The following is an 11940-nucleotide window of genomic DNA, read 5'->3' as shown; positions in this document are numbered from 1 at the left end:
GCTTCTTCTCATGGTGCTGACCTCTTCCCTGGGGTTTCTCGGGCCCACTGGCCGAGGACGGGGACGCATTCCTCGGCGAAGTACTCGTAGTCGGCGGTGGTGTTGTAGACGTGGGCGGACAGGCGCAGATAGCCGACGCCGGCGAAGCTGGTGAAGGCCGCCTCCACGTCCAGTTCACGGGCCACGCGGTCACGCAGGGCGTCGGCCTCGATCCGGTCGGCCGCCAGGCCTTCGGGCAGTCGCACCAGGCGCATACCGGGCACGGGCATCCCGACGTCAACTCGGCTGTCCGCACCGGTCAGTTCCCCGAGGGCGGCACCGATCACCTCCGCGCCGTAGCCGGCCAGGTCGTCCATGTAGCGCCGGGCGGCGGACCAGCCCCAGGTGTCCTCGACGAAGGCGAGGGCCGCCGGAGCGGCCAGGTAGGCGGTGGCGTCGACCGTGCCCTGCTGGTCGAATCGGTCGGGGTAGGGATCCCCGGCGCCCCACGAGTCGATCAGCGGGCACAGACCGTCACGCAGTGGGCCGTGGGCGACGAGGACCGCGGTGCCGCGCGGGGCACAGCCCCATTTGTGCAGGTTGCCGGTCCAGAAGTCGTACGTCGCGTCGGCGAGCGGGGTTTCGACGAGTCCGGGCGCGTGAGCGCCGTCGACGAGCACCGGGATGCCGCGCCGGCGCGCCTCCGCGCCGATCCGTTCCACCGGCAGCCGGCGCGCGGTCGCCGAGGTGATCTGGTCGACGACGACGAGGTCGGTGGCCTCGCCGAGCTCGCCGGCCACGGCCTCGTATGCCTGGTCCTCGTCCGCATCCAGCGGCACCCGCGCGGTACGGACCCGGCCGCCCCAGCGACGTGCCAGCCGCTCGGCGCCCATCGTGACGGCACCGTAGCCGTGGTCGGTGACGACGATCTCCCCGCCACGACGGCGGGGGAGAGCGGCGTAGACGACGCTCGCACCTGCGCTGGCGTTCGGCACCAGGGCAAGGTCGTCGGCGGAGACGTGCAGGAAGGCGGCGAGCTCGACACGGGTGCCCGCGAGCCGCCCCGGCAGCGCCGGGAACCACACCACGGGCGAGCGTTCCATCTCCGCACGCAGCATGTCCTGCCGCTGCTGAGCCACCAGCGGAACCGCCCCGAAGGACCCGTGGTTCAGGTGTTTGAGGGCCGGATCCAGCGACCACGCCCGCTCGGCGGGCCTGCCGTCGGCCAGCAGCAGGGGGCGCGGCGCGGTGTTGACCTCGGTCTCGCTCACATGACTCCACATCTGGGCAGGACAGGCTCCATGGAACGTCGGACCGCTCCTGAGTCGTATGATGAATCGGCATCCTGCACGGCTTCCTCCTCGGACACAAGGGGTCTTACAGTGAAAGTCATCAGATGACTTTCGGGCGATGCGTGCGGGGCATCTGCTGACTCGCTACGGTGCTCGCAGGGGGCTGCCGTGTGAATCGCAGGCCCGTCAGGGGAAGAAGAGGGAACGGATGTCCGCAGTCGACAAGGCCTTCCACGGCCTACGGCACATGATCGCCACTGGACACCTGGGTCCGGGCGAGCGCATGCCGCCGGAGGGCGAACTCTGCGAGGAACTGGGCGTCTCACGGGGATCGCTGCGCGAAGCGGTACGGATGCTCGCCGCCCTGGGCGTCGTCGAGCCGCGGCACGGCTCGGGCACCTACGTCTCCCAGCTCAGGCCCGAGGACGTCATCGGAAGCCTCTCCCTGACCCTCGAACTCCTCCCGCTGTCCGGCCTGTTGGAGGTCTACGAGATCCGGCGCGTCCTGGAGGCCCATGTCGCCGCCCAGGCGGCGGCCCGCGGTACGCCGGAGACCGTGCGTACGCTCTTCGCCCTGATCGAGGACATGGAGGCCACGGACGACCCCGCCAAAGCCTCCGAACTCGACCACCGCTTCCACGCGGAAATCGCCCGCGTCGGCGGCAACCCCACCCTGGCCTCCCTGCTGGCGGTCTTCCGCGCCCGCTCCCGCAAGTACCAGGTCTTCACCCTGCCCGAAGGCCCCCAGCTGCGCAGCAAGAGCGACGACGACCACCGCGTCCTGGCCACCGCCATCGCCGACCGCGACCCCGTCGCCGCGGCCGGTGCGGCACAGGCGCACGTCGCTCAGACGGAGCGGTGGCTGCGCGCGTTCATGCCACCGGTCGAGGAGGCCGACGCCCCGGACTGACCGTCGACGGCAGGCGCACCTGCCGGTGTCCGGACCGCAGGCACCTGCTTCCGGCAGGAGAGGGCGTCAGGGTGCCTGAGCGTCCGTCCGGCAGTCGGGGCACAGGCCCCAGAACGTCACTGCGGCCTCTTGTGTGTCGTACTCCTCCGGCAGCTGCGGGTCCATGCAAGGGGCCGTTCCCAACGCGCACACCACATCACGGATGGTGCCGCAGCGGCGGCACACGAAGTGGTGGTGATTGTCGTGGCGCTCGGTCTCGTAACGGGCCGGGTGACCGGGGATCAGCGTGCAGCGAACGAGACCGGCGTCCGTGAGGGCGCGCAGCACGTTGTAGGTGGCCTGCAGGGACAGCCGGCCGGTGACCCGCTGGGCGCGCTCGCGCAGGGCATCGGCGTCAAGGTGGCCGGCCGACTCCTGGACAGCCACGAGGACGGCCATGCGCGGGGCGGTCACCCGCAGGTCTGCCGTGCGCAGCCGTGCCGCGGCCAGCGCCATGGGCTCCTCGGCGTCGGTCGCGATCGTCATGTCACCCCGGCCTTCCAGTCGTCCCTGCGCCTCGGCCCCAGCCGAGCGGGTCAGTGTCCACGGAGAGCTCGAACCACACGCTCTTGCCCACGGGCCGCTGCTCCCAGCCCCAGCGTGCGGCCAGCATGTCCACGAGCACGAGTCCGCGGCCGGTCTCCTCCTCGGGGCCGGCGTCGGTCGGGCGCGGAATGGCCCGAGAGCCGTCGGAGACCAGACAGCGCACATCGGGCACGCCCTCGAGTGTGAGGCCCAGTGGGCCGACGGCATGCCGCAGCGCATTGGACACCAACTCGCTGACCAGCAGTTCGGTGGTCGGGACGAGACCGCTCAGGTCCCATCGGGCCAGTACGTCGCGTATGGCCGACCTCGCTTGGGCGCATGCCATGGGGGACCAGGGCAACATCCAGGGCCCGGCCACGAACGCTTGCACGTTCCTCACAGTCACCGGAGCGTCGGAGATCATTGCGCGGTACATGAGGCACACCTTCGAGAGGTGAATCCAGTCGGTTCCCACCGTACATCTATTCTGGAATCGGTCAAGTATATGGATGGCATCCTTTTTCATGACTCAGTCCAGTCGGGGTCGTCAGATGGCCTCTCGGCTGCCCCGCCCTCATCGTCGTGAACCAATCCGGACACGAGTCAGAGCGCCGGCCTGCGGCAGTTGCCGAGGCCCCAACACGCGGTCGCGAGGGGGACCCGGCGCCGGTCACGCGGGCCCGGGGGCATACCGTGAGGAGTCGTACGCCTGACCCTGGAGGAGATACGGATGGGCAGCCGCACCGCGCTGGTCGAGGATCTGATGGAGCGGTTCCCGCATGTGCCGCGGGAAGCCGTCTTCAAGGAGGACCTGCTCCGTGGCGGGGTTGCCTTCGACCCGTCGGCCCTGAGCGACAACGAGCAGGGCGAGGTGAAGCCGAAGTCGTACTTCATCTTCTCCTTCGACCACGGCACCCTCCCCGAGCTCGGTGAGGCGGCGCTCAGGCGCCCGCCGGAGGAGATCATTCTCACCGGCGGCCCGTACGACCTGCGGCGGACCGTCGTCTCCGTCCGCGTGAACCCCGCCTCGCCGTACCGTGTGGCCGCCGACGAGGACGGCATGCTCGGGCTCTACCTCGACGGGAAGCGGATCTCCGACGTCGGCGTGCCCCCCATGCCCGAGTACTACCGGCACACCCTCGCCAACGGGAAGTCCGTCATGGAGGTCGCCCCCACCATCCAGTGGGGCTACCTGATCTACCTCACCGTCTTCCGGGTCTGCCAGTACTTCGGCGCCAAGGAGGAGTGCCAGTACTGCGACATCAACCACAACTGGCGACAGCACAAGGCCGCCGGTCGACCGTATACAGGAGTCAAGGACGTCGAGGAGGTCCTCGAAGCCCTGGAGATCATCGACCGGTACGACACCGCGAAGGCGTCCACCGCCTACACCCTCACCGGCGGCGCCATCACCAAGACGGTCGCCGGGCGCGACGAGGCCGACTTCTACGGCCAGTACGCCAAGGCCATCGAGGAGCGCTTCCCGGGCCGCTGGATCGGCAAGGTCGTCGCACAGGCGCTGCCCAAGGACGACGTCCAGCGCTTCAAGGACTACGGCGTGCAGATCTACCACCCCAACTACGAGGTGTGGGACCGCCGTCTGTTCGAGCTGTACTGCCCGGGCAAGGAGCGTTACGTCGGCCGTGACGAGTGGCACCGGCGCATCCTCGACTCGGCCGACGTGTTCGGCGCCCGCAATGTGATCCCCAACTTCGTGGCGGGCGTGGAGATGGCCGAGCCCTTCGGCTTCACCTCGGTCGACGAGGCGATCGCGTCGACCACCGAGGGCCTGCGCTTCTTCATGTCGCACGGCATCACGCCCCGCTTCACCACCTGGTGCCCCGAGCCCACCACCCCGCTCGGCAAGGCCAACCCCCAGGGCGCGCCGCTGGAGTACCACATCCGGCTGCTGGAGGCCTATCGCGCCACCATGGACGACTTCGGTCTGTCCTCGCCTCCCGGCTACGGCCCGCCCGGCCCCGGCCGTGCCGTCTTCTCCGTCAGCTCCTTCATGGACAGCCTCCCGGCACAGGAGCCGGCCGAGGTGTGATCCCGAGCCGGTAACGATGCCGGTACGAACTCACCTCTGAGTGGACCGGCATCGATACTTCTTGGCGTTCCCCTCGTGCAATTCTCGTAGCACCATCGGAGTCGTGCATTCCGGCCGGCGGGCCGCCCAAGTGGTGGCTCGTCAAGGCCGGTACAGCATGTGAACATGCCGCTTGTCAGTTGTGCGGAGACCGTGAAAGGCTCGTGGCCTGCCGCGAGGTTTCCCCCAACTCCATTGCCGATATGGCGAGTTGACTTCGCTTGTGGATGCAGGAGACTCATGCCCGACCTGCCGACCCCCCAGGACGCCGCCGAGGCCGCGCTGTTCTCCGAGTGCTGGGACGCCGTGCTCTCCTACGCCGATCTGTGCACGGCCGGCTCCGCCGCCGCCCCACAGCTGGCCACCGAGGCGTTCGCCCTCGGTATGCGCGAGGCCCGTGAGACCGTCCCCTCCCGCGGCGCAGGCCGCCGCCCGGCCCGACTGCCCATGATCCCCCTGCTGCTGACCGCCGTACGTACCACGGCGGCCCTCTGGGAGGACCGGGGCGAGGGACACCGGCTCGACCCCGAACTGCGGCTGTGGCTCCACTCGGACAAGGCCGCGCGCTACACCGGACCGCCGTTGCAGCGCCCGATCGCCCTGCGCGGTCTGCGCGACCTCCAGGAACCGGACGCCGCGCTGCTGTGGCTGACCGAGGTCGAGGCGCTGCCGCTGCCCGTCGTCGCCCGCCGGCTCGGCCACGACCCCGCCACCGTGGCCGACGAACTCACGCAGGTGCGCGGCCTGTTCCGGGACCGCTGCCACCGCAGCCACCTCGACACACCGATGGACGCGCAGTGCCGCAGCTACGCCCGGCTGCTCGACGCCGTCACCCGGTCACCCGCCGCCGACACCCCGCCGGACCTCTCCGGCCACCTGGCCCGCTGTGTGGACTGCGCGGAGGCGGCGGCCTGTCTGCGGCTGCACGCAGGCGGACTGCCCGGGGCCCTCGCCGGCGGCGTGATCGGCTGGGGCGGGCTCGCCTATCTGGAGCGGCGCCGCCGGGCCGCCGACGTCCGCCTCGGCGCCGGACGCCCGGAACCGGCCGACGCACCGGGCGGGGAGCCGCACTCCGGGGCGCACAGGACGCGTGTCCTGCGCAACGGCCTCCTGGTGGCGGCCGTCCTGGTCTCCCTGCTGGCGCTCGCCGTCTCGTTGATGCCCTTCGGCGGCGAGGGCACCGGAGCCGCGGCCCCCGTCGACCCGGCCGACCGCCAGCCGGTGGCCGACCCGCGCGTGTCCGTGCCGTCCGTCGACCCGCTGCCCTCCAACTCGCCGACGTCGTCCCCGGAACCCGCGCCGAGCGCTTCCTCTACGTCCGGCCCTCCGCCCCAGGGGAAGAACTCCGACCCCGAACCCCAGGGCTCGGCCACCGGCGGCGCCGCCCCGGAGCCCACCGAGAGCGAACAGTCCACCTGCGAGGTCCGGTACCAGCTCGTCAACCAGTGGCCCGACGGCTTCCAGGCCACCGTCACCTTCACCACCGCCCAGGCCCTCGACGACTGGCGGGTCGCCTGGGCCTTCCGGGACGGCCAGCAGGTCAGCCAGATGTGGGACGCGCGCTTCACCCAGAACGACGACCGTGTCGTAGCCACCGCCACCGACTACAACCAGGCCGTTCCCGCGGACGGTTCGCTCTCCTTCGGCTTCCTGGCGACCTGGCAGGGCAAGAACTCCCCGGCGTACGACTTCGAATTGAACGGGCACAGCTGCACCAAGGCCTGACGCCCCAGAAGGCGGCTCACCCGTGCGGGGCCCAGTCGTGCGACACGACCGCAACCGGGCACCGCACATGGTGCAGCACCGCGTGGGCGACCGGGCCGATGTGCGCGCCGAGCCTGGCCCGGCGGATCCTGCGGCCGACGGCCAGCAGTCCGGCGTCGCGCGAGACGTGCAGCAACTGCTCCGCCGGACTGCCTTCCCGCACCACCTCACAGACCTCCACCGAGGGATACTTCTCCCGCCACGGCCCGAGCGCGGAGGCCAGCGCCCGCTCAGCGGCCGCCCCGACCGCGTTGCGCGCCCTCGACTCCAGCGCAGCGGGCACGTACGGCAGCTGCCAGGCGTGCACCACCCGCAGCGGAGCCTTGCGCAAGGCCGCGCTCTCGAAGGCGAACGCGAGCAGTTCGTCGCTGGGACGTGCCGGGTCGACGCCCACCACGACATCGCGGTACGGCGTGCGCGCCGACCGCAGGCCCTCCGCGTCCGGCACATGCTCGTCCTCGACTCGCTGCCCGGCCCGTACCAGGACGACGGGGGGCACCGCGCGGGCGACCGTCGCCAGCGCCACCGACCCCGCCATGAACCCGCCGATGCCGCCGAACGCCCGGCTGCCCAGCACCAGCAGCTCGGCTTCGTCGCCCGCCGCGACCAGGGCCTCCACCGCGGGCCGGGTCACCTGCTCGGCGCTCATATGGACCTGCGGCCGGCGTTCGTCGAGCCGGTCCAGGGCGCCGCGCAGAATCCGCCGCGCCCTAAGGCGTGGCGCCGCGAGCTCGGGAAGTTCCGGCTCGTCGGGCGCCATACCGCCCTCCCACGCGTGCAGCAGGCGCAGCGGCAGTCCGCGCCGCAGTGCCTCCCCGGCCGCCCATTCCGCGGCGGCGAGGCTCTCGGGCGAACCGTCCAGTCCTACGACAACAGGGCGAAGCACGGCCGACACCTCCCCGGATCGGTGATCGCACACGCGGGCACGGGACCCCTGCACCACCAGCGTCCCCGCGTGGGCACCCGCATCAGAAGGGACCGTTGTGACCTACCTCCAGGGCCTAACGGCCCTGCGCCGCCCGGCACCCCACCGGCTCAGCGGAGCCTGCGCAGATAGGGGTCGTGGGCGTCGCGCGGCAGCAGCCGGACGCGGGCGTCGAGCGCGGTGACACGGTCGCGAAGGGCGAGGACCGGGTTGAGGTCGGCCTCCGCGAGCTGCGGCAGGTCGCTCGCCATGCGGGACAGACGCAGCAGGACCTGTTCCAGGCCCGCCAGATCCACCGGTCCCGGTGCGTCGAGTCCGAAGAGCAGAGGCGCGCACCGCGGTGCGGTGATCAGGTCGTGCACATCGTGGTCGGTGAGCGGGGCGAGCCGTGCGGCCTGGTCGGCGAGCACCTCGCTGGCCGTGCCGCCGAGCCCGAACAGCACCAGCGGCCCGAACACCTCGTCCTGCACCACGCCCGCGAACAGTTCGATGCCGCGTGGGGCGAGCGGCTGCACCACCGCACCGGTCATCACATGGCCGAAGCGGAGCTCGAAATCCCGGTACGCGGCACGGACCTGGGCGTCGCCGCGCAGATCGAGACGGACGGCGTGCTCGGTCGTCTTGTGGATCAGCCCCGGCCAGTGCGCCTTGAGCACGACCTGTCCGCCGGGCCCCTTGAGGCGATCGGCGGCCAGCACGGCCTCGTCCTCGCTCTCCGCCCAGGCCCACGGCACCTGGGGTATCTCGTAGCAGCCGAGGAGTTCGGCGCACGTGCGCGGGTCGAGCCAGCCGCCGTCCGGGTGGTGCTCCAGATGGGCGGCGACCACCGCGCGGGCGCGGTCGGTGTCGACGTCGTCCAGCTCGGGGACGGTGCCGGGCGGCCGGGCCAGCCACCGGGCCCGCTCGGCGGCGTGCGCGAGGGCACGGGCGGCGGCCTGCGGATCGGCGTACGCGGGGATCTGGCCGGTGTCGGTCGGCAGCAGCCGTACGGGGGTCTCCTGGTCGAGGAGGATCGCGGCCGTCGTACGGGAGCGGCGGTCCGGGGCATGCGTGAGGGACCGGACGAGGACGTCGCCGGTCGCCGCGGCGACCGCGGTGGGCACCAGCGCGACCAGGACGGCGTCGACGGCGTCGTCGGCGGCCAGCCGGTCCAGGCAGGCGCGCAGCTGCTCCTCGGACACGGCGGCGGTGGTGTCGACGGGGTTGCCGGCGGTGGCGGCCCGGGGCAGTACCCGGAGCAGGTCGTCCACCAGCTGCGGCGGCAGCGCCGGCAGGGTCAGCCCGGCCTCCGCGCATGCGTCGGCGGCGAGCACACCCGCGCCGCCCGCGTTCGTGACCACCGCGACGCGGCTGCCCGGGGGCAGCGGCTGGGCATGCAACAGGGCCGCCGCCTCCAGGAGTTCGGGGACGGTGCGGGTGGCGGTGATCCCGGCCTGGGTGAACAGCGCCCGCCGGGTCATGGTCGTGGTGGCGGCCGCCGCGGTGTGCGAGGCGGCCGCACGCCGGCCCGCCTCGGTACGGCCCGCGTCGACCGTCAGGATCGGCATACGGCGGGTGACACGGCGGGCGGTGCGGGAGAAGGCACGCGGGTTGCCGAAGGACTCCAGGTGCAGCAGGGCCAGACCGGTGCGTCCGTCCGACTCCCACCACTGCAGCAGGTCGTTGCCGCTGACGTCGTACTTGTCGCCGAGCGAGACGAAGCTGGAGACGCCGATGCCGAGCCGTTCCAGCCCGCCGAGCAGGGCGATGCCTACGCCGCCGCACTGCACGGCCACTCCGGCCGTGCCCGGTTCGGGATGGGCGGCGGCGAAGGTGGCGTCCAGCCGCACCGCCTCCTCGGTATTGGCCAGACCCAGGCAGTTGGGGCCGACCAGGCGCATGTCGTGGTTGCGGCAGGCTGCCAGCAGCGCCGTGGCCTGCGAGGCGTCGAGCCCGCCGGAGACCACCAGCAGGGCCCGCACACCGAGCGTTCCGCACTCCTTGGCCGCCTCGGCGACCTCCGCGGCGGGTACGGCGATCACCGCGAGGTCCGGCACCAGCGGCAGCGCGGCGAGTGACGGGTAGGCGTGCACCCCGCAGATCGTCGCGGCCTTCGGGTTGACCGCGAACAGCCGGCCCGGAAACCTGCCGGTGCGCAGATTGCGCAGCACCGCCCGGCCGACCGAGCCCGGACTGCGGCCCGCCCCGACGACCACCACCGACTCCGGCCGCAGCAGCGGCGTCAGACTCGCCACGTCCGCGGCCCGCCCGCGCCCCTCGACGGACACGCGGTAGTCCTCCGTGTCGTCGAGCGGGATCAGACAGTGGACCTCCGGCCCGTCGAACTGCCGTACGGCGCGCAGGCCCAGGTCGGCGAAGACCTTGAGCACGTCGTGGTTGTCGGCGAGGGCGTCCGCGGTGAACGTCCTGATGCCGCGGGCGCGGGCGGCGGAGACCAGATGCTCCAGCAGCAGCGTGCCCACCCCGCGGCGGTGCCGGCCGTCGCTCACGGCGAGCGCGATCTCGGCGCTGTCGCCGCTCGCCCGCGCGTCCTTCTGGTACTCGGCGATGCCGATGATCCGCCCCCCGTGCTCGGCGACGAGGGCGTGATAGCCGGAGTCCGCGGGCCGGGTCACCCGGGCGGCGGCCAGCTCGGCGGAGCGCCGGCTGAGGGTGAAGAACCGCCGGCGCAGGTTCGCGTCCGACATTCCGGTGTACAGCCGCAGCACGGCGTCGTGGTCGCCCGGCCCGGCCGGCCGTACGCACACGGTCGTGCCGTCGACGAGCAGCGCGTGCACCCGGTCGCCGGATACGGGGATGGCGGACATCGCATGCCCTTTCGTCGGCCGATGACCTCCTCATCGTCCGGCCCGGCGGCCGGTGCGCGGATGGGCCGGACGGGGCACCGCGGGGGCCGGACGGTCCCGTCGCGGACCCGGCCCGCGGGAGAGCGGAAAACGGGTGGTGTCCTGCCGACGGGTGTCCCTATCCTGAGCGGACTTCGAGCGGTGGCCGTTGGCTGCCGCCGTCAGTCGTACGGAACGGAACGGGAGGTGTGACCGATGGCTGTCGTCGTGATGGGCGCTGCCCGCATCCAGAAGTTCATCAAGTCCACCTCCGTGGCCTCCGGCTGACATCTCGTCACCTTCTCGACACCTTCCGCGCCGTGCGCGCGATGCCGGGGCCGCCCTTGTGAAGGGTTTCCCTTGACTTCCACCTCAGCTTTCTCGGCTCTCGCTCCCTACGGCTGGGACGAGGCCTGGGCGGACGAGTTCGCCCCCCACGAGCCCGAAGGGCTGCTGCCCGGACGCGTCGTCCGGGTCGACCGCGGGCAGTGCGACGTGATCACCGCCGACGGGGTCGTGCGGGCCGACACCGCGTTCGTCACCCCGCACGACCCGCTGCGGGTCGTGTGCACCGGCGACTGGGTCGCCCTCGAACCCGGCGGGAACCCGCGCTACGTACGGACGTGTCTGCCACGCCGAACCGCCTTCGTGCGCTCCACCTCCTCCAAGCGGTCCGAGGGGCAGATCCTCGCCGCCAACGTCGACCACGCGATCGTCGCCGTGTCGCTGGCCGTCGAACTCGACCTCGGCCGCATCGAACGGTTCCTCGCCCTAGCCTGGGAGTCCGGGGCGCAGCCCGTCGTCGTCCTCACCAAAGCCGACCTCGTGCCGGACGCCGTCACGCTCGGGCATCTCGTGCAGGACGTGGAGACGTCCGCGCCCGGGGTGCCGGTCCTGCCGGTCAGCGCCCTGGACGGCGACGGGCTCGAGGTGTTCCTCGCCGTCGTCTCCGGCGGTACGTCCGTACTGCTCGGTCAGTCCGGAGCGGGCAAGTCGACGCTCGCGAACGCGCTGCTCGGCGAGGACGTGATGGATGTCCGGGCCACACGGGACGTGGACGGGAAGGGACGCCACACCACCACCACGCGCAACCTGCTCGCTCTGCCCGGCGGCGGAGTGCTGATCGACACGCCCGGGCTCAGGGGCGTCGGGCTCTGGGACGCCGGGAGCGGCGTCGGGCAGGTCTTCTCCGAGATCGAGGATCTGGCGGCGGACTGCCGTTTCCACGACTGCGCGCACGATGCGGAGCCGGGGTGCGCGGTGCTGGCCGCGATCGACTCCGGTGAGCTGCCCGAGCGGCGGCTGGACAGCTATCGCAAGCTGCTGCGGGAGAATCAGCGGATCGTCGCGAAGACGGATGCGAGGCTTCGCGCCGAGATCCGCAGGGACTGGAAGCGGAAGGGGGCGGAGGGCCGGGCGGCGATGGAGGCGAAGCGGGGGCGCTGGCGCTGAGTCACCGGCACTGGTGACACCGGCACCGGTGTCATCCGGCACCGGTGTCACCTCCCTGGGGCTGCCGCCCCCGGCCCCCGCTCCGGCCTGAACGGCCTCCTCCTCGAACGCCGGACGGGCTGGTGGTCATCTGCACGTCC

General features: G+C 72.1%; 9 protein-coding genes. 4 read left to right on the top strand and 5 right to left on the bottom strand.

Going from position 1 to position 11940, the window contains the following annotated elements; genetic code table 11:
* Positions 1-8: 8 nt before the first annotated feature.
* Positions 9-1250 (bottom strand): aminotransferase class V-fold PLP-dependent enzyme, encoded by a 1242-nt coding sequence (locus F7R91_RS04255; RefSeq protein ID WP_150944576.1) that lies wholly within the window; start codon positions 1248-1250, stop codon positions 9-11.
* A gap of 229 nt (positions 1251-1479) precedes the next feature.
* On the opposite strand from F7R91_RS04255, the gene F7R91_RS04250 reads away from it, so the two are divergent.
* Positions 1480-2181 carry a FadR/GntR family transcriptional regulator gene (locus tag F7R91_RS04250; protein ID WP_150944574.1) on the top strand — a complete coding sequence of 234 codons (702 nt, stop codon included), beginning with the start codon at positions 1480-1482 and terminating at the stop codon, positions 2179-2181.
* A 66-nt stretch (positions 2182-2247) separates the two neighbouring features.
* Here the strand turns inward: F7R91_RS04250 and F7R91_RS04245 are convergent, their stop codons facing one another.
* On the bottom strand, positions 2248-2706 hold the full coding sequence (locus F7R91_RS04245) for a Fur family transcriptional regulator (RefSeq protein WP_225320515.1): 459 nt from the start codon (positions 2704-2706) through the stop codon (positions 2248-2250).
* Position 2707: 1 nt separating this feature from the next.
* Entirely contained in the window at positions 2708-3091 is a 384-nt protein-coding gene (locus F7R91_RS04240) for an ATP-binding protein (RefSeq protein ID WP_150944572.1), read from the bottom strand.
* Positions 3092-3475: 384 nt separating this feature from the next.
* Between F7R91_RS04240 and F7R91_RS04235 the strand changes: the two genes are divergently transcribed.
* Together F7R91_RS04235 and F7R91_RS04230 are read left to right on the top strand one after the other, a co-directional pair.
* Complete coding sequence (locus F7R91_RS04235) at positions 3476-4795, top strand: radical SAM protein (protein WP_150944570.1); 1320 nt, start codon at positions 3476-3478, stop codon at positions 4793-4795.
* A 279-nt stretch (positions 4796-5074) separates the two neighbouring features.
* On the top strand, positions 5075-6559 hold the full coding sequence (locus F7R91_RS04230; protein ID WP_150944568.1) for a cellulose-binding domain-containing protein: 1485 nt from the start codon (positions 5075-5077) through the stop codon (positions 6557-6559).
* Positions 6560-6575: 16 nt separating this feature from the next.
* Here F7R91_RS04230 and F7R91_RS04225 read toward each other — a convergent pair whose 3' ends face one another.
* Entirely contained in the window at positions 6576-7484 is a 909-nt protein-coding gene (locus F7R91_RS04225) for a universal stress protein (protein WP_150944565.1), read from the bottom strand.
* A 149-nt stretch (positions 7485-7633) separates the two neighbouring features.
* On the bottom strand, positions 7634-10330 hold the full coding sequence (locus F7R91_RS04220) for a bifunctional acetate--CoA ligase family protein/GNAT family N-acetyltransferase (RefSeq protein ID WP_150944564.1): 2697 nt from the start codon (positions 10328-10330) through the stop codon (positions 7634-7636).
* A gap of 378 nt (positions 10331-10708) precedes the next feature.
* On the opposite strand from F7R91_RS04220, the gene rsgA reads away from it, so the two are divergent.
* The gene (rsgA, locus tag F7R91_RS04215) at positions 10709-11800 is read left to right on the top strand and encodes a ribosome small subunit-dependent GTPase A (protein WP_150944561.1); all 1092 of its coding nucleotides are present in this window, start codon (positions 10709-10711) and stop codon (positions 11798-11800) included.
* Positions 11801-11940: the final 140 nt, after the last annotated feature.

The sequence above is a fragment of the Streptomyces luteolifulvus genome (assembly GCF_008806595.1).
Classification (GTDB): domain Bacteria; phylum Actinomycetota; class Actinomycetes; order Streptomycetales; family Streptomycetaceae; genus Streptomyces; species Streptomyces luteolifulvus.
This window is presented reverse-complemented; position numbering and strand designations above follow the sequence as displayed.